The organism is Paraburkholderia dipogonis (genome assembly GCF_042680985.1).
In the GTDB taxonomy this organism is placed as follows: domain Bacteria; phylum Pseudomonadota; class Gammaproteobacteria; order Burkholderiales; family Burkholderiaceae; genus Paraburkholderia; species Paraburkholderia phytofirmans.
This window is the reverse complement of the sequence record NZ_JBHUFR010000003.1, coordinates 65,942-83,959: the sequence shown is the minus strand read 5'-3', so window position 1 is coordinate 83,959 and position 18,018 is coordinate 65,942. Positions and strand designations below refer to the sequence as shown.

At 64.2% G+C, this 18,018-nt stretch carries 17 protein-coding genes; 8 read left to right on the top strand and 9 right to left on the bottom strand.

Features of this window, described 5'->3' with window-relative positions:
* Positions 1-25: 25 nt before the first annotated feature.
* Genes ACFSNN_RS03295 through ACFSNN_RS03280 form a run of 4 tightly spaced genes read right to left on the bottom strand, consistent with a single transcriptional unit; the run spans position 26 to position 3,563 of the window.
* Positions 26-802, bottom strand: coding sequence for an SDR family oxidoreductase (locus ACFSNN_RS03295; protein WP_134457794.1), 777 nt, complete (start codon positions 800-802; stop codon positions 26-28).
* Positions 799-1,479, bottom strand: a complete 681-nt coding sequence (locus ACFSNN_RS03290; protein ID WP_134457793.1) for a 2-dehydro-3-deoxy-6-phosphogalactonate aldolase — start codon at positions 1,477-1,479, stop codon at positions 799-801. The genes ACFSNN_RS03295 and ACFSNN_RS03290 overlap by 4 nt, the downstream gene beginning before the upstream one ends.
* A gap of 36 nt (positions 1,480-1,515) precedes the next feature.
* Positions 1,516-2,568: a 2-dehydro-3-deoxygalactonokinase gene (locus ACFSNN_RS03285; RefSeq protein ID WP_134457792.1), complete on the bottom strand. Its 1,053-nt coding sequence runs from the start codon at positions 2,566-2,568 to the stop codon at positions 1,516-1,518.
* Entirely contained in the window at positions 2,565-3,563 is a 999-nt protein-coding gene (locus ACFSNN_RS03280; RefSeq protein ID WP_134457791.1) for an IclR family transcriptional regulator, read from the bottom strand. Before ACFSNN_RS03280 ends, ACFSNN_RS03285 begins: the two co-directional genes overlap by 4 nt.
* 1,085 nt (positions 3,564-4,648) lie before the next feature.
* On the opposite strand from ACFSNN_RS03280, the gene ACFSNN_RS03275 reads away from it, so the two are divergent.
* Positions 4,649-5,101 (top strand): hypothetical protein, encoded by a 453-nt coding sequence (locus ACFSNN_RS03275; protein WP_134457790.1) that lies wholly within the window; start codon positions 4,649-4,651, stop codon positions 5,099-5,101.
* 425 nt (positions 5,102-5,526) lie between these two features.
* Here the strand turns inward: ACFSNN_RS03275 and mtgA are convergent, their stop codons facing one another.
* The 5 genes from mtgA to mpl form a co-directional block, all read right to left on the bottom strand.
* On the bottom strand, positions 5,527-6,249 hold the full coding sequence (gene mtgA, locus ACFSNN_RS03270; RefSeq protein ID WP_134457789.1) for a monofunctional biosynthetic peptidoglycan transglycosylase: 723 nt from the start codon (positions 6,247-6,249) through the stop codon (positions 5,527-5,529).
* A gap of 48 nt (positions 6,250-6,297) precedes the next feature.
* Entirely contained in the window at positions 6,298-7,161 is an 864-nt protein-coding gene (gene aroE / locus ACFSNN_RS03265; protein ID WP_134457788.1) for a shikimate dehydrogenase, read from the bottom strand.
* Complete coding sequence (locus ACFSNN_RS03260) at positions 7,158-9,275, bottom strand: ribonuclease catalytic domain-containing protein (RefSeq protein ID WP_134457787.1); 2,118 nt, start codon at positions 9,273-9,275, stop codon at positions 7,158-7,160. Before ACFSNN_RS03260 ends, aroE begins: the two co-directional genes overlap by 4 nt.
* A gap of 196 nt (positions 9,276-9,471) precedes the next feature.
* The gene (locus tag ACFSNN_RS03255; protein WP_134457786.1) at positions 9,472-10,074 is read right to left on the bottom strand and encodes a YqiA/YcfP family alpha/beta fold hydrolase; all 603 of its coding nucleotides are present in this window, start codon (positions 10,072-10,074) and stop codon (positions 9,472-9,474) included.
* The gene (gene mpl / locus ACFSNN_RS03250; protein ID WP_134457785.1) at positions 10,071-11,465 is read right to left on the bottom strand and encodes a UDP-N-acetylmuramate:L-alanyl-gamma-D-glutamyl-meso-diaminopimelate ligase; all 1,395 of its coding nucleotides are present in this window, start codon (positions 11,463-11,465) and stop codon (positions 10,071-10,073) included. Before mpl ends, ACFSNN_RS03255 begins: the two co-directional genes overlap by 4 nt.
* Positions 11,466-11,742: 277 nt before the next feature.
* Here mpl and ACFSNN_RS03245 point away from each other — a divergent pair, with 277 nt between their 5' ends.
* The 7 genes from ACFSNN_RS03245 (at position 11,743) to ACFSNN_RS03215 (ending at position 17,990) form a co-directional block, all read left to right on the top strand.
* Positions 11,743-12,396, top strand: a complete 654-nt coding sequence (locus ACFSNN_RS03245) for a UDP-N-acetylmuramate--alanine ligase (protein ID WP_134457784.1) — start codon at positions 11,743-11,745, stop codon at positions 12,394-12,396.
* A 10-nt stretch (positions 12,397-12,406) separates the two neighbouring features.
* The gene (locus ACFSNN_RS03240) at positions 12,407-12,958 is read left to right on the top strand and encodes a TlpA family protein disulfide reductase (RefSeq protein WP_134457783.1); all 552 of its coding nucleotides are present in this window, start codon (positions 12,407-12,409) and stop codon (positions 12,956-12,958) included.
* 194 nt (positions 12,959-13,152) lie between these two features.
* A complete protein-coding gene (aroQ, locus tag ACFSNN_RS03235; protein ID WP_063497372.1) occupies positions 13,153-13,608 on the top strand; it encodes a type II 3-dehydroquinate dehydratase in 456 nt (151 codons plus the stop codon).
* Positions 13,609-13,675: 67 nt separating this feature from the next.
* Positions 13,676-14,146 (top strand): acetyl-CoA carboxylase biotin carboxyl carrier protein, encoded by a 471-nt coding sequence (accB, locus tag ACFSNN_RS03230; RefSeq protein ID WP_134457782.1) that lies wholly within the window; start codon positions 13,676-13,678, stop codon positions 14,144-14,146.
* A gap of 130 nt (positions 14,147-14,276) precedes the next feature.
* A complete protein-coding gene (gene accC / locus ACFSNN_RS03225) occupies positions 14,277-15,644 on the top strand; it encodes an acetyl-CoA carboxylase biotin carboxylase subunit (protein ID WP_012434380.1) in 1,368 nt (455 codons plus the stop codon).
* Between the two features lie 3 nt (positions 15,645-15,647).
* Positions 15,648-16,550 carry a 50S ribosomal protein L11 methyltransferase gene (prmA, locus tag ACFSNN_RS03220; RefSeq protein ID WP_134457781.1) on the top strand — a complete coding sequence of 301 codons (903 nt, stop codon included), beginning with the start codon at positions 15,648-15,650 and terminating at the stop codon, positions 16,548-16,550.
* A gap of 48 nt (positions 16,551-16,598) precedes the next feature.
* Complete coding sequence (locus tag ACFSNN_RS03215; RefSeq protein WP_134457780.1) at positions 16,599-17,990, top strand: zinc-ribbon and DUF3426 domain-containing protein; 1,392 nt, start codon at positions 16,599-16,601, stop codon at positions 17,988-17,990.
* Positions 17,991-18,018: the final 28 nt, after the last annotated feature.

Sequence of the window (18,018 nt, the reverse complement as noted above, 5' to 3'; positions counted from 1 at the left end):
CCCTGCGCAATCCGAGTTCTGTAAATCAGTCGTGATACAGCGCCGAGCGTCCGCCATCCACGGTGATGCAGGTGGCGTTGATGAACGGCGCTTCGTCCGAGGCGAGAAACACCGCCGTCATCGCCACTTCTTCCGGGCGGCCAATGCGTTTCATCGGCTGCAGATCGAGCGTCGCCTGTTGCGCGGCGACCGGATCGGTCTGCTCGTTCCACCAGTCGTGCGTCAATTGCGTTTCGATGTAACCCGGCGCGATCGCGTTGACCCGCACATTGCGCGGCGCGTATTCGATGCCGAGTGCGCGCGTCAGTCCGATCACGCCGTGCTTCGCTACCGGGTACGGAAAGCAGCCCGGAATGATCTTGAACGAATGCGTCGAGGCGATATTCACGATGCTGCCCGCGCCGCGTTCGACCATGCCCGGCAACGCCGCACGGCAACCGTTCCACACGCCGTCGAGATCGACCGCGAAGCAGCGGCGCCAGTCGTCGTCGGTCATCGTGAGCGGGTCGCAGAACACGTTGATGCCGGCGTTGTTCACCAATACGTCGAGCGGGCCGAATGCGCGTTCGGCTTCGCTCACCGCGTGCTGAGCCGACGCGGACTGCGTCACGTCCGTGTGCACCGCGAGCGCGCGCGCGCCGGTCTGCGCCTTGATCTGCCCGGCCGTCTGCTGCGCGGTCTCGATATCCAGTTCTGCCAGCACGACCGCCGCGCCTTCGCGCGCGAATGCATGCGCGATCGCCGAGCCGATGCCGCGTCCGGCGCCGGTGACAAGAGCGACTTTGCCGGCGAGCCGCTTCATTTCTTTGCACCCGCGCGAGCGATGCGCAAACCGTTGATGTACGCCTTCGCGTGCGAAGCCGTCACCGCCGCGCTCTGACCCGGCTTATACAGCGCCGAGCCGAGGCCGAAGCCGTTTGCTCCCGCGCTCAGAAACGGGCCCATGTTGTCGGGCGTGATGCCACCGACCGGCACCAGCGGCACTTCCGCCGCGATCACCGCGCGCCATGCTTTCACGACCTGGCAGCCGAGTTGTTCGGCGGGGAACATCTTCAGCACATCCGCGCCGTTCTTCAGTGCGATAAACGCTTCATTGGGCGTCGCGACGCCCGGCGCGCAGGCCATGCCTCGCGCCTTCGCCGCGCTGACGACTTCCGGATCGCTATGCGGCATGACGATCAGTTCGCCGCCCGCCGACTTCACGTCGTTGACGAAACTCGGATGCAGCACCGTGCCCGCGCCGACGATCGCATCCGCCGGCAGCGCCTTGCGGATCGCGGCGATGCTGTCGAACGGCTGCGGCGAATTCAGCGGCACTTCGACGATCCGGAAGCCCGCTTCGTAGAGCGCCTGACCGTGCTCGGCGGCATCGGCGGGCGTCACGCCGCGCATGATGGCGATCAGCGGACACGCCTCGAAGGCCGCGATCAAACCCGCGTGCGGCATGTACGGAGCGGGCAGATTGATGTGAGGTTGCATGTCGGTTCCTTGTTTCGTGGGCGGCGGCGCCGCTGGTCAGGCGCGCGCCGTCTTGGCGGCCGGTTTGACGAGCCCCGCCTGCGAGGCGACGCGCCACAGGCCGCGCTCGGTGGCGTGCTTGACCAGTTCCGCCTGGGTGCAGCCGAATTGCGCGAGCGCGAGCCGATAACGCTCGCACAGCGCTTCGTTGCCGATCAGCCGCAGGCTTTGGCCGGCGAGCGCGCTTTGCTGCTGTGCGAGCACGGCGTCGAGGCCGGCGAGTTCGTGGCCGATCAGCAAACCCGACAGATAGTCCGGTTGCTGCTCGCGCGAAAGTTGTCCGGTGAGGCCGAGCGTGCGCGAACTGAACACGGTCGCGAGCACACCCGCCTCACCTTTTTGCCGCGCGATGTTCACGCCATGCAGGAAGGCGCCGGTGTCCGGGCTATCGGGCGTGAGCATCGTGCGGCCGAGGATCGTGTGTTCGCGCAGTGCCGCGAAGACTTCGCCGGTCATGAAGGTATGAAAACGTTCGATGCGGTCCGCCTGCACCACCGCCCATTTCGCGTGGGTGCCGGGGAGGCCGATCAACGAGCGCTTGCCGCTGTCGACGGTGTTTGTGTCCTCGCCGAGTGCACCGAAGATTTGCGTTTCTTCGCCGCGCATGACGTTGGGCAGTTCGCCGCGTTGCAGGACGCCCGGCACGATATGCAGCGTCACGCCGCACGCCGCCTTGACACGGACGATACCGGCCACCAGCGCGTCGGCGCTCGCCGGCGTGTCCACGTACGGCGCTTCCAGCCAGCCTTGCGCGCTGCCGACCATGCCTGCCGCGATCACCGGGGCGGCGGGCGCGTGTTCGAGCCAGGCGCCGCAGGTGTCGTCGAAGGCCGCGTCGAAGCCGCCCTGCTCCGCGCTGCGCGGCAGATTCATGATGCCCGCCGTCGATGCGCGCGTCGCCAGCACGTTGCCGGACGCGTCGTACAGATAGGCGCGCAGCGACGTCGTGCCCCAGTCGAGCGCGATCAGCGCGGCGTGTTCGTGGCTCGCGTCGACCGCAACGGCTGCGGCGTGGCCGGCTGCCTGGGTGGGAGAACCCGCTCGCTTCATCGTTTGATCCTGCGGGTTGCCGGCTGCGGAGCGCGCCAGCCCAGTTCTTCCGAGATCGCGCGCGCTTCGCGCTGCACGACCGGAATCAGTTCATCCATGCGTTCGAGCGACATGTACGGAATCGTGCTCGCCACCGACAACGCCGCCACCACCGCGCCCGACGCATCGCGCACGGGGGCCGCGACGCAGCGGATCGACGCCTCGTTTTCTTCGAGGTCGAAGGTGTAGCCGCCGGCCGCGTAGTTGGTCATGCGCTGCATGAAGGTCTGCGCATCGGGGCGGTTGTCCGGCTTGAAGCTGACGCCGGCGAGCGCGCGGCGCGAGGCGTCGAAGAGCGACTGCCAGATGTCCGGCGTGAGGTCGAGCATCATGGCTTTGCCGATCCCCGTCGACGCCAGCGGCATGCGGTGACCGACGCGCGAGCGCATTTCGAGGCCACGGGTGCCGGGGATTTTGTCGATGTACAGCACGTCGTCGCCGTCGCGCACGCCGAGGTGGATCGTGTCGAGCGTTTGTTCCGCGAGCGATTCGAGGTGCTGACGGGCGACCGCGGTGAGCGGCATCTGTTCGAGCGCGATGGTGCCGAGTTCGATCAGCTTCGGGCCGAGCAGGTAGCCGCCTTGCACCTGGCGCAGGTAGCGAGCTTGCACGAGGCTGCTTACCAGACGATGCGTAGTGCTGCGCGTCGTGCCGAGCGCGGCGCCGAAGGTGCGCAGGTCGCGCACGCCTGCTGCTGCGGCTTCGAGGATCGCCAGGCCGCGCAGGAGCGTTTGCGTGCCGGCTTGCTGCGGCGTGATGTCGAGCAGCGTGCTGGGGAGCGCGATTCCGTCTACCGGAGACGGGTGGATGGCGGCGGTCGCGCGCGGGGTTTTGGCGGCAGGCGGCAACGGACGCGGCGGTGTGGGGCTAGTCGCGTGGTCGACGGATGGCCGCAGGTCGGCTTCGGATTCCGCTTCTGACTCGCTCGCGGCGTGAGTGGGCATCGCTTTGTTCATGGCGATTCGCTTTTCGATGGTTTTTTTGCGCTTACAGCGCGGGGCCGGAGAGTGTGCCTGGGTTGCTCGCCGTGCTGCGGGCGTGGCGGTGCTGCCTTTGGGTTTTAGGCATAGTTGGGCGTTGTCTCCGGTTTTTTTTGCTGTCGCAGTTGGCGCTTTGCGGTGGGTGCGGTTTCGCTTGCCCGGGCGGCGCTTTTTGCGTGTTGGTGTGGATTGTAGGGCGGTTTTTGAGAAAGCTCCAATATGTGAGTGTTGGATTCATATAATGGGATTGTGGCTGGCGCGGGCTTTTTGGGGCTGTGTTCTGTGTGGCGTTGGCCTTTCCTTGATTTGCTTGTGGTCTATTGGCGTTGCCCCTGTGCGGGGCGGCACCTACTTTCTTTGCCGCGGCAAAGAAAGTAGGCAAAGAAAGCCGCTTCACACCGCCAGCTCATAAGCGGGTCCCTCGGCTTGGAAGGGGTGGTGGTCCATCTGGAATCTGTTCTCTCGCACATTCGGCGCAAGTGACAAGGCCGTCATACTTCCCGCCTCACGCTGCGCGCTCGCCGGAAGGGTCTGCTTCCACCAGCTGTTTTTTTGTGTGCGATGGGCCGTCGGCTTTGCCTCGGCGCGGCGCTGAAGTGCCGTGCTTGAAAAGTCATTTGACGTGTAGTCGTCGACGGTGTCGCGGGCTCCTTCAACTCCCCGATATGGGTTGCTGTCCTGCAGTTGTTTGCCCGTCCTCTTCTCAGTACGGCCGTCGAATATGCGAACTCGGGTTTGCGAATGTTCTGAATTGATTCCAGCACACACCTTTTAGCCTGCGCAGGTGCTCGCTTCGGGGAGACACGCATTAAACTTCTTTTGTCGTGCGTTGCACGACATACAGGTTTAACAGCCTATTAGCGTAGCACCCCGTACGATTGCTCAAACAACCGTGCGGCTGCCTTTGCACGTCTTTACAATGGGCGGGCCCTGGCGGGGGAGCCTCACGGCTCGCCGGTTTTTGGTACTGCGCTCCGGTCTGTTAACCCTGTCAGTGTGCCCGCTCACCCACCTTGCAAATGCGTGTCGGGCGACCCCAGTCAGCAACCGGAGATCGCGCCATGAGTAAATCTGTCAAAAGCTCTCGAATCACGTCGCGCCCACCCGTTGACGCTCTTCAATACGAAAAACTTGCCCTGTCTGCTTTCGGATTCGTCGAACGGCAATTGAGTCAACTCGACAAGCTGATCACACTCGCGGCCTCGATAGTTAGGAGTCCAGCTGTGACGCGAGAGGAGAGACATCGCCAGCGGAAATTACTGGAACTGCTGCTCGACACGGCCGAGGACTACCAACGAGAAGTCGAGATCGACCGAGAGTTGTACCAGGTGATCGCGCTTGATGCGAAGGGGATTCCGCAAAGCCGCATCACAGCGCGCCACGCAGCAGACCTTCTGGCAAAGGCCACGAAGACAGCATCGGAAGACCGTGAGCGCATCGGCGCAAAAAGAATGATGCAGAACAGGCAACTTCGTTTTAGAACCATCACGCGAGCAACGACAGCAGCGCATTGACAAACCTCCACGTCAATACACGGCGCTTCGAAGAGTTCTGAACCGAAGCGCGCAAATACAGAAAGCCGTGACGCCCCAAAGCCAAGGCGAAGCCGACGGCCCCCCAGCGCACGGAGAAACCCACTGGTTAGAAGCGAACCCTTCCGGCGAGCGCGTAGCGCGAGGCGGGAAGTATGACGGCCTTGTCACTTGCGCTGAATGTGCGAGAACACGGATTCCAGATGCGCCACTACCGTGGCTGTGCGGGGGACCCGCTTCTGGGCTGGCGGTGCAAAGCGGCTTTCTTTGCCTACTTTCTTTGCCGCGGCAAAGAAAGTAGGTGCCTGCCCCGCACAGGGGCGACGCCAATAGACCACCGCGAATTCAAGGAAAGGCCAACGCCTAAACCCAACACACCAAAACCGCCGCGCAAAGCAAAAACCACATTAATCGGGCAACTCAGCCGCCCCCATCCGCCTCGCAATAACCCGCGCCCGCTGCGCCAGATACTGCGACCCCCGATGCTCATCAAAATACTTAGGCTGCGGCAGCATGACAGCCAACCGCGCCGACTGCGCAGCAGTCAACTTACTCGCCGACGTCTTGTAGTAATAATGAGCCGCCGCCTCAGCCCCATAAACCCCATTCCCCCACTCAACGGAGTTGAGATAAATCTCAAAGATCCGCTCCTTATCCATCAAGGTCTCAAGCATCCAGGTAATGATGAGTTCCTGCCCCTTGCGGATATAACTCTTCTCCCGCGACAAGAACAGATTTCGCGCCAACTGCTGAGTAATGGTCGACCCACCGCGAACGATCTTGCCCTTAGCCTTATTCCGCTCCCAGGCCTGCAAAATAGCGTCCGTCTCATACCCGTTGTTATTAACAAAATTCGCATCCTCAGAAGCAATAATCGCGCGCTTCAGATTTCGCGAAATCTGGTCATATGACACCCACGTATGCTGCACTGAAAGATCCGGCCGATCCTGCGACAGCCGCCAAGCGTCCGACCGCATAAACGACGTACTCCGTGGATTGACGTAATTCCACACAGCGATCTGCCCGAAGTAAAACGCCTGCGTCGCCAGCCACGCAACCGCCACGACGGCGCCCAGATAGACCATCCATCGCACCGGACCTGGCCGGCTCACGCGCCGCGTAGCTGTCATCGTGCGTTGAATCCTCGTGTCAAAGGCCGCTGCAAGATAAACGCCGCCTTAAGCGTGCGACGGCGCCGTCAACAGCGCGCGCAATTCGGCCAGCACCGGCGCGCCGTCAGGCCGCACACCACGCCACACGTAAAACGATTCAGCGGCCTGCTCGACCAGCATGCCGAGCCCATCGGCGCCGCGCGCGCCCAGCTTCCGCGCATGCTCCATGAAGACCGTCGGATGCGCGCCGTACATCATGTCGTAAGCAAGCGTGCCGTTGCCGAACGCGCGGTCGTCGCACTCGGGCAGCGAAGCGTCCAGACTGCCCGCCGTCGCGTTGACGATCACGTCGTACGTGCCCGCCTCGATCGCCCGCGCGCTGCCGCCGCTCAGTTGGCACGCGGCGTCACGCGCCGCTTGCGCAAATTGATCCACCAGCGCCTCGGCCTTTTCCGCCGTGCGATTGACGATGGTCAACGTATGCGGCGCGCGGTCCAGCATCGGCAGCACCACGCCGCGTGCGGCGCCGCCCGCGCCCAGCAACAGAATGCGCGCGCCCTTCAAGGACACACCGAGATTCACCTCGATGTCTCGCACAAGACCGAAGCCGTCGGTGTTGTCTCCATAGATACCGTTCGCGTCGATGCGCAACGTATTCACCGCGCCCGCCGCCGCCGCGCGCGGCGACAATGTTTCCGCAAAGGCATGCGCGTCGAGCTTGAACGGCACGGTCACGTTCAGCCCGCGCCCGCCTGCATCGATAAAGGCACGCACATGCGGCACGAACGCATCAACCGGCGCGAGCAGATGACCGTACTCGACGGGCTCGCCGGTCTGCGCGGCGAAGCGCCCATGAATGAACGGTGACTTGCTGTGGCCGACCGGGTTGCCGATGACCGCATAGCGGTCGCGTGAATCCTGGGTGCTCATCGTCCGGGCTCCGCAATGTGCTGATGCGTAGCGGCACCGTCCGCGCCATCGCTGCGTTCGGCGTCGTCCTTCACAGCAGCCGCGTCGTTGCCGTCGAGTTCGGCTTCGGCCTGCGCCTCGGCTTCGCCTTCGGCGCTCTCGTCCGCGGCGTCGATGATCTCCTCTTCGCCCTCGTCCGCTTCTTCAGCCTCGCTGCCGCTCGTCACGGTCGGCGCGTCGAGCACGTGCAGCAGACGCACGGACGCTTCGACGGTCAACTCATCGATCGACATCACTTCCATCTGCAAACGCGTGCCGCGCGCGTGCACGCCAAGGCCCGGCACATGCAGAAGCAGCGGAATCTCTTCAAGACGCACCAGATCGCCCTTCACCACCGACGCCACCACCTGCTTCCTGTTCTCCTGCTTCAGCCAGCGCAGACACCAGAAATATTCCATGCGACGCTGATGATCGGCATACGCGGTGTACGTATCGTCGAAACCTTGCACGACGGCGAACAGATCGGCGTCTTTGGGCTTGAACGGCGCGGCCAGTTTCGCGGTCACGCCGTGCTGCACGCAGGCAATCAACTGCCACTGGTTCACCAGGTCGACGTAACGGCGCAGCGGCGATGTGCTCCACGCGTACTGCGTGACGCCGAGGCCTTCGTGCGGCGCGGCGTTGGTCTGCATGCGCGTACGCTTGGGACCAGTCGGCGCGCCGAACGCGCGCTGCGTGCGATAGATGCCGGGCACGCCGTGGTCATGCAGGAACGCGCCCCACGACGAGTTCGCGAGAATCGCCAGCTCGGCGACAATCGTGTCGAGCGGCGAGCCACGCCGGCGCGGCGTGATCGTGATGTGCTCGCCTTCCACGTAGAAGTTGAAGTCGGTGTTGCGCTGCACTTCGCGACGCAAACCGTAACCGGCGCGCGCGGCCTGGCGCTTTTCGAACAGCGCCTGTGCGAACGGCCACAGCACGGCGATATCGTCCTTGTGCGGATAGTCGCCGCTGCCGGCGGCGAGCGCCTCTTCGGTGACCAGCTCGTCGAGCGTGTTGTGGCGCAGGTTGTTCTTCACGAACACGCGCTCGGCGCGCGTTTCGCTCGCGACGATCTCCTGCGTCTCGCGATTGACGATCACATACAGCGAGAGGGCCGGACGCAAGCCGCCTTCGGCCAGCGTGAAGGCTTCGACGACGCTGTCGGGCAGCATGGTGATCTTGTCGCCCGGCATATACACGGTCGACAAACGCGTGCGCGCGATCGCATCGACCTCGTCGCCGCGCTGAATGCCGAGCGCCGGCGCGGCGATGTGCACGCCGATCCGCACGCGGCCATCGGCCAGATGCTCGACGGAGAAGGCATCGTCGATTTCAGTCGTGGTGATGTCGTCGATCGAAAACGCCTGCACGTTCGCTTCGGGCAGATCCTCCGGCAAGCTGCCGACGGTAACGGGCGGAAAGCCCGTGCCGTGCGGGAAAAACTCAGAGAGGAATTTCGCTTCGTGCAGCGCACGCGCCGACGGAATGGCGCCGTTTTCCAGCATCAGACGCGCTTGCGAAATACCGCGCGCCGCTGCCGCGCCTTCGAGCGCCTTGTACTCGATCGTGTTCTTGTCCGGCCTGGTCAACAGCCCCAGCGCCTTGCTGCCGGTGAAGGCTTCCGGCAGACGGCCGGCTTTCAGCTCGTCTTCGTAGCCGGCCTGCACGAGTGCCTGCTGGCGCTTGCGCTCGAGGCCGGCGAGCGCCATCTTCAGTTGTTCCTGCGGCGCGCGCTGATACATGCCGCGGCCCTTGCGGCGGAAGTACACCGGCGAGCCATGCATGCGCAACACCAGCGCGGCGCGCTCGATCGACCCGAAGCCTTCGCCGAAATATTCGGCGCCGAGCGTCGCGAACGGAAATTCGTCGTCAGGCGCGCACTCCCACAGGAAGTCCAGATCGATCTCCTGCGCGGCGGCGTCGGCCTGCTGCATCAGCTCGGCCGCGCTCGGCTTGTCGAATTCGATCAGCACGTCTTTCGCGCGCACCTTGGCGCGCCGGCCGCCCGGCAGCTCGACCTGAAAAGCATCGCCCTGGCGCGACAGCACGCTGCCGGCCTTGAAACTGCCCGATTCCTCGAAGAAAACGTTCACTCAATACTCTCGTTCTGACTTGCATCTGCCGGCGCGCCCGATCTGGTTCAGCGATCGGTCATTGCGTGCGCGGCACGGCAACGTGTTCGTGGTAGTGGATCCGCGGCGCGGTACGCGCGCGCCTGCGGCATGAATCATGATGCGCGGCAACTGCCGAGCTGCCGGAACGCCCGGCGTGAGCTGACTTATTGCGACCTCAAGCGGCTTCGCGCGGCGCCGGCGGCTCGACGTCTTCCGCGTCGCAAAAGGCCAGCACGTCGTCGACATATTGCGCGAACTCGCTGATCGCGTGGTCGCTCCCTTCGATCAGCGTAGTCCGTGCGCCGGGATAGTGCGCGAGCATTTCGCGGTAGTCGAGCACCTCGTCGCCGGTGGCGGCCATCAAATAATAGCGTTCGGGCCGCGTGATCGCGGCGACGCCGAGCGCGCGCAACTCATCCAGATGATGCGGCTCGACGACGATGCTGCCGCCGCCATGCCACAACGGCTGCTCGCCGAGATAGGCGCTCAGATCGCGCTGCGGCACGACCGCCGGGTTCAGCAGCACCGCCGGCCAGCCGTGCTTTTCAGCCAGATGCGTGGCGAAATAGCCGCCGAGCGAACTGCCGATCAGCGTGACGTTTTTCGGCTGGGCCGCGGCCACCAGCGATTCGGCGAGCGCCACGGTCTCGAACGGCGAAACCGGCAACATCGGACAGCACCATTCGTCACTGCGGCCGAGTTCGACGAGCCGTGCCGCCAGCACGCGCGCCTTGAACGAATTGGGTGACGAGCGAAAACCGTGCAGATAAAGGATCACGAAGCGCCTCGCGCGGAAAGGGCTTCCAGCAGTTTCTGATGCACGCCGCCGAAGCCGCCGTTGCTCATCACCAGAATCTGGTCGCCGGGGCGCGCTGCGTGGACCACCGCTTTGACCAGCGCGTCGAGATTGTCGAAAGCCTGCGCCTTGCCGCCGAGCGGCGCGAGCGCCTCGCCGAGATTCCAGCCGAGCGCGTCGCGGCCGCTCGGTGCGCCGTAGCCGAATACGAGGTCGGCGTCGGCGAGACTGGCCGGCAATTGCGCTTTCATCACGCCGAGCTTCATGGTGTTCGAGCGCGGTTCCAGCACGGCGAGAATCCGCGTGTTGTCGCGACCGACGCGGGCGCGCAGCCCGGCCACGGTCGTATCGATAGCGGTCGGGTGATGCGCGAAGTCGTCGTATACAGTCACGCCGTCGACGCTGCCGCGCACTTCCATGCGCCGCTTGACGTTGCGAAAGCTCGCCAGCGACCGGGCGGCCTGCGCCGGCGGCACGCCGACATGGCGCGCGGCGGCGATCGCGGCCAGCGCGTTCATGCGGTTGTGCTCGCCTTGCACTTGCCACTCGACCACGCCGACGCGCTCGCTGTTGTGATAGACGGCGAAACGTTCGTCGACCGGCACGCCGTCTTCCGCCGGCAGGGTTTGCCAGCCGCCCTGCACGCCGAAGCGCTCCACTTCGCTCCAGCAGCCGCGCGTCAGCACGCGCTCGAGCGCGTCTTCACGACCGTTGGTGACCACTCGGCCGATGCCCGGCACGGTCCGGATCAGATGATGGAACTGCGTTTCGATCGCGCCCAGATCCGGGAAGATGTCGGCGTGATCGAATTCGAGATTGTTCAGCACCGCGGTCTTGGGCCGGTAGTGGACGAACTTGGAACGCTTGTCGAAGAAGGCCGTGTCGTACTCGTCGGCTTCGATCACGAAGAAGCTGGAATCGGTCAGCCGCGCGGACACGCCGAAATTCAGCGGCACGCCGCCGATCAGAAAACCCGGATTGAGGCCGGCGTCTTCGAGCAGCCACGTCAGCATCGAGCTGGTGGTCGTCTTGCCGTGCGTGCCGGCCACCGCCAGCACCCATTTGCCGTTCAGCACATGTTCGCCGAGCCATTGCGGGCCGGAGGTGTACGGCAAGCCGCGGTCGAGAATGGCCTCCATCAGCGGGTTGCCGCGCGAGACCACATTGCCGATCACGAACAGGTCCGCGTTCAGGCCGTTCAGCTGGTCCGCGTCGTAACCTTCAATCAGGCCAATGCCTTGCGCCTCGAGCTGCGTGCTCATGGGCGGATAGACGCCGGCGTCGCAACCCGTCACGGTGTGGCCCGCGCCGCGCGCGAGGACCGCGAGACCGCCCATGAACGTGCCGCAGATACCGAGAATGTGGATGTGCATAAGCCTGTCGTGCCGCGCGGGCGTTTTTCTGGAAGGGCCCCTACTAATCCGGCGCTTCGCGCCGGTCCCCCGAGGGGGCAAGAAAAGCGGGCGCGGCCCGGTGTTTTCCTGGAAGGGATGGGAGCGCAGAAGAGCGGCCGAAACGACCGTCTGCAAAGCACGCTATTGTAACCGACGCCTTTCGATCGCCCTATGCACGCTCGCCCGCGCCGCCGCGCCCGGCGCGCTGCGCGACCCGCCAGGAAAGGCCGTCGTCAATCTCTAGTATGATCGAGGGATGGTTCGCAAATCACACTTCGATCCGCAGCGCGTGCGCGAGGAAATCGCCATCGCGGCTGCCCGCATGATCGCCGAAGACGGTCTGGACTACGCCACGGCGAAGCGCAAGGCCGCCCGGCAAGTGGTCGGCGAAAGCCGTGTTGCTGGCGAATGGCTGCCGGATAACGACCAGATCGAGGAAGAAATCCGCGAGTATCAGTCGCTGTTCCAGGGCGACAGCCAGCCCGCGCTGCTTCGGCGGCTGCGCCGCATCGCGGTCGACTGGATGGAACGGCTTGCGCCGTTCAACCCTTATTTGACCGGCGCGGTGCTGGGCGGCACCGCCGGCGAGCACTCGGATATTCACCTTCAGGTGTTCTGCGACAACCCGAAGGAAGTCGCGATCTATTTTCTCAACGCCGACATTCAGTACGACGTCTCGGAAACGCGGCACTTTGCCGGCCGCGGCTATGTCGAGACGCTCAGCTTCCTGTGGCGCCCCACGAATGAAGGGCGCGAGGCGGAGCCGGTCGGCGTGCACGTGGCGCTCTACGAAACGGACGACCTGCGCGGCGCGGTACGTGCCGACGCGCGTGGCCGCACGGCGCGCGCAAATCTGCAGGCGGTGCAGACGCTGCTCGACGGCAGCGACGTCGCTCCTACAACCAACTAGACTGACCAAGATGAATACGAGACGGATTCTGGCGGGCGCGTGTGTCGCCATCGTCGCTGCGGGCGGCGGTGTACTGGCCAACCACTGGCTGAACGGCGGCGCTGACGAAGTCGCGCACGCCGCGCAACCAGCCTCTTCTCAGAGCGCGGTCGGGCAACTCTGGACCGCCCCCGTCACGACGGTGGACGGCAAGCCACAAACGCTAAGTGTGCTTAAAGGGCACCCAATCGTCGTCAACTTCTGGGCCTCGTGGTGCGGGCCTTGTGTCGAGGAAATGCCGGCTTTGTCGCAGCTTCAGCGCGATTACGCGAAAAAAGGCATCCAGTTCGTCGGACTTGGCGTCGATTCCGAGAAAAACGTCCAGGCATTCCTGCAGAAAGTGAAAGTGGCGTACCCGATCTATATCACCGGCTTCGGCGGCGCCGACCTCGCGCGCGCGTTCGGCAATACTGCGGGCGGGCTGCCGTTTACCGTCGTAATCGACGCAAAAGGCAACATTCGCTCGACAAAATTAGGACAAATCGATCCGCAAGCGCTGAAACAGACGCTCGATACGCTTTAAATTTCACATTCTTTTGACGCTCGATTACCCGCGGAAGGCGTGAAATTACGCGCAAATTCCGCGGATTTGAGAGAAGATGGGCGCCCAGCGCGGCCGCAAAGCGCTGACTGCATCGATCCGTATGTGCGCGAAACTAGACAAGTTTCTCTAATCAGCGCTAAAGTGCGCCCAATTCCACGGAAAAAGAAGCGACCATGACGCGACTGCTGGTACTGCACGGCCCCAACCTCAACCTTCTCGGCACCCGGGAACCCGAGGTCTACGGTCGCGTGACCTTGCCGCAGATCGATCAGGCACTGGCGGACCGCGCAGCGGACGCAGGCGTCGAACTCGCGTCGTTCCAGAGCAATCACGAAGGCGCTCTGGTGGACCGCATCCAATCCGCGCGGACTGAAAAAACCGATTTCATACTGATCAATCCCGCCGCGTACACGCACACCAGCGTGGCCATTCGGGACGCACTGGCGGGGGTCGGCATCCCGTTCGTCGAGATTCATCTGTCGAACGTGCATCGTCGCGAACCGTTCCGGCATCACTCGTATTTCTCCGACCAGGCGGAGGGCGTGATTTGCGGCCTCGGCTGGAAGGGATATCTGTACGCGCTCGAATTCGCGCTCGACCGGCTGTCCGCCGGCTCGTCGCGCGGTTGATTCCAAACACGTCTAATTTGCGCCGGCTGCGCACGCGCCGGCACTTTCGCATTAAAGGGGCTGCCTGATGGACTTACGTAAACTGAAAACTCTGATCGACCTCGTCTCGGAGTCCGGCATTTCCGAACTCGAAGTGACCGAAGGCGAAGGCAAGGTCCGCATCGTCAAGAATGCGCCACCGGTTTACGTGCAGCCGTCCGCCTCGTATGCGCCGCAATACGCGCAGCCGGCACCGGCAATCGGCGGCGAAGCGCCGGCCGCTGCGGCAGCCGCACCGGCCACGCCGGCCGCCGTCGCGCCGCAAGGCCATGTGGTGACCTCGCCGATGGTCGGCACCTTCTACCGCGCGCCGTCGCCGGGCGCCGACCCGTTCGTCCAGGTGGGCGACACGGTCAAGGAAGGCCAGACGATCTGCATCATCGAAGCGATGAAGCTGCTCAACGAAATCGAGTCGGACAAGTCGGGCGTGGTAAAGGAAATCCTCGTCGAAAACGGTCAGGCGGTCGAGTACGGCCAACCGCTGTTCGTGGTCGGCTGACGCGGCACGCTCTGCGCTTTATTGTGCGCATGCCGCCCGCGCGCCCGTTTCCCCCAGGCGCGCGACCGATCCTCTGAGGCAGCCGGCGTTGTGAGCAACCCGGCGCCCATTGATGAGTCGAAAAACCGCTATGTTTGAAAAAATCCTCATTGCCAATCGTGGCGAGATCGCGCTTCGTATCCAGCGCGCCTGCCGCGAACTCGGCGTCAAGACGGTCGTCGTTTATTCCGAAGCCGACAAGGAAGCCAAGTACGTGAAGCTAGCCGACGAGGCCGTCTGTATCGGCCCGGCGCCTTCGAATCTGAGCTATCTGAACATGCCCGCGCTGATCAGCGCGGCGGAAGTCACCGACGCCGAAGCGATCCACCCCGGCTATGGCTTCCTCTCGGAAAATGCCGACTTCGCCGAACGTGTCGAACAGTCCGGCTTCACCTTCATCGGCCCGCGCCCGGAAACGATCCGGATGATGGGCGACAAGGTCACGGCCAAGCAGACCATGATTAAAACCGGCGTGCCTTGCGTGCCGGGTTCGGAAGGCGCGTTGCCGGAAGATCCGAAAGAGATCGTGAAAATTGCTCGCCAGGTCGGCTATCCGGTCATCATCAAGGCGGCTGGCGGCGGCGGTGGCCGCGGCATGCGCGTGGTCCACACGGAAGCAGCGCTCGTCAACGCGGTCAACATGACGCGCGAAGAAGCCGGCCGTGCCTTCGGCAACCCGCAGGTCTACATGGAGAAATTCCTGGAGAACCCGCGGCATATCGAAATTCAGGTGCTGGCCGATTCGTTCAAGAACGCCGTCTGGCTGGGCGAGCGTGACTGCTCGATGCAGCGCCGCCACCAGAAAGTGATCGAAGAAGCGCCGGCGCCGGGTATCGCGCGCCGCTTGATCGACCGCATCGGCGATCGTTGCGCGGACGCCTGCAAGAAGATGGGCTATCTCGGCGCGGGTACGTTCGAATTCCTGTACGAAAACGGCGAGTTCTACTTCATCGAAATGAACACGCGCGTGCAGGTCGAGCATCCGGTCACGGAGCTGATCACGGGCGTCGACATCGTGCAGGAACAGATCCGCATCGCGGCCGGCGAGAAGCTCGCCTTCCGTCAGCGCGACATCGTGTTCAAGGGTCACGCGATCGAATGCCGGATCAATGCTGAAGATCCGTTCAAGTTCATTCCGTCGCCGGGCCGGTTGACGTCGTGGCACATGCCGGGCGGCCCCGGCATTCGTGTCGACTCGCATGCCTACAATGGCTATTTCGTGCCGCCGAACTATGATTCGATGATCGGCAAGCTGATCGCTTACGGCGCGACGCGCGAACAGGCGATCAAGCGCATGCGCATCGCGTTGTCGGAGATGGTGGTGGAAGGCATTCAGACCAACATCCCGCTGCACCGCGAACTGATGCTGGACGCGAAATTCGTCGAAGGCGGCACCAGCATTCACTACCTCGAAAACCGGTTGGCCGCGAAGCTGCAGGCCGCGCCGGAAGAAGCGTAACTCATGAGCTACCGGGAACTGATCGCCGAGCTGGCACGCGAGCACGCGGAGGAATTCTCCGACGCGCTGCTCGAGTTGGGCGCGTTGTCCGTGTCGGTTGAAGATGCGGACGCCGACACGCCCGACGAGCAGCCGCTGTTCGGCGAACCCGGTCTCACGCCGGATCGCACGGCGTGGCAGCGTTCGCGCGTGATCGCGCTGCTCGCGCCGGAGCACGAGCCTGCTGTGTTGCTTACCGCCGCAGCCAATCAAATCGGCCTGCCGGCGGCGCCGTCGTTCACCGTGCGAGAAGTCGAAGATCAGGATTGGGTGCGGCTCACGCAGTCCCAGTTCGATCCGATCAAGATCGGCGAACGCATCTGGGTCGTGCCGTCGTGGCACGATGCGCCGGACCCCGAAGCACTGGTGCTGGAGCTGGATCCGGGGCTCGCCTTCGGCACCGGCAGCCACCCCACCACGCGGCTTTGCATGGAGTGGCTGGAGCAGTCGGTGCAGCCCGAGCAGTCCGTGCTCGATTACGGCTGCGGCTCCGGCATCCTCGCGATCCTCGCGAAAAAGTGCGGCGCGAATCCCGTGTACGGCATCGACATCGATCCGCAAGCGGTCGAGTCGGCGCGTCACAATAGCGAGCGCAACCGCGCGGAAGTCATCTACGGCCTGCCCGACGAATGCCCGACCGGCGAGTTCGATATCGTGGTCGCCAATATTCTCTCCAACCCGCTCAAACTGATGGCCTCGATGCTCACGTCGAAGGTCAAGCCGGGCGGCAAGATCGCGCTGTCCGGCATTCTGGCGCGGCAAGCGGACGAGGTCGCGCAGGTCTACTCACGGTGGATCGACATCAGCGTATGGCGCGAACACGAAGGTTGGGTATGCCTGTCGGGAACGCGTCGCGAAAGCCATTAGAATAAGGCGTATTGTCCAACCAACGGCCTTCCGGCTCACCGGCTCAATATGCTCCTGGCGACGCGTTGCCCCTTCTGCGAAACCGTCTTTCGTCTGCAAACGGAACAGCTTGCGCTGCGCCGCGGCCTCGTGCGCTGCGGACATTGCCATGAAGTATTCGATGCATCGAGCAGCCTGTTCGACATCAGCGAAGGCGGTGATTTTTCCACCGCGAAACCGGTCGCCGCGGCTGCGGCGATAGAAGCGCTCTCGGGCGTGCGGCCGAAAGGCCCCGACTTCAGCGCCGAAGCCTGGGACCCGTGGGCGGCCGCGCCCGACGCCGCCATCGACAACAGTCTGCGGCACAACGCCGGCAATGTGCCGCTCTCGCCGGTCTCGACCGGCGCGGGCGTCGCCGTCACGCCGCGCCATGCCGCGGAGCCCGAACTGCCGCCCGGCGCACCCAACGCAGCGCTTCCTCCCGACGATGAACCACTGCTCGCGGACGCGCCGCTCGACCCGTTCGCATATCACCTGGACCCGCCCGAGGAAGATACCGAAGCGCCGCGTGTCTGGCACAAGACCGAGCGGGCTCCCGACCCGGTGCCAAGCGAACCGCTCGAAGAGCCGGTTCTGGACGAGCCGGCTACCTTGTATGGCATTCCTGACAATGAACCGCGTTTTGGCGCGGCCGGCTTAGGCGCGGCCGGCTTAGGTGCGGCCGGCTTAGGTGCGGCCGGCTTAGGTGCGGCCGACTTAGGCGCGGCCAGTGTAGGTGCGCCTAGAGTAGGCGCGGCCGAACCACGTGTAGCAGGCGCAACTGGCGCGGCTGCAGGAGCAGCCGCGGCGCCCTTTTCCCCTGCCGGCCCCGCCGCCACCGGCCCAATCTCCGCCAGCGGCGAACCCTTCTCCGTGCAGCCCGTCAACGACGGCCCCGATCCTTTCCCCGTGGTGCGCGAAACCCGCCCGGCCGAACCGCGGCGCATGGGCTGGATCATCGCCGGCTCGGTGGCGGCGGCGCTGTTGATTATCGCGCTGCTCGCGCAGCTCGCCTGGTGGCAACGCGAAACGGTGATGGTGTATTTCCCGCGCTCGCAGACGCTCTATGCGAAGGCCTGCCTGACGCTCGGATGCCAGGTCACGCCGCCGCACGACATCGACGGCTTGCAGGTCGAACCATCCGATCTGCGGCAGATCGACGGTCCGCACAAGCTCGAACTAAAGATGCCGCTGCGCAATCGCTTCAATATCGCGCTCGCCTATCCGGCCATCGAACTCACGCTGCTCGACGACCAGAACAACGTCGCGGTGCGCCGCGTGCTGTGGCCGCAAGACTACGTTCCGCCCGGCACGCAGATCGCGGCCGGCCTGCCCGCGCATACGACCCAGACCATGATCGTGCATCTCGACACGGGCAATGCGGTCGCTTCCAATTTCCGCGTACAGATTTTTTATCCGTAACGCTTTCCCGCGCGCCTGGCACCGACCG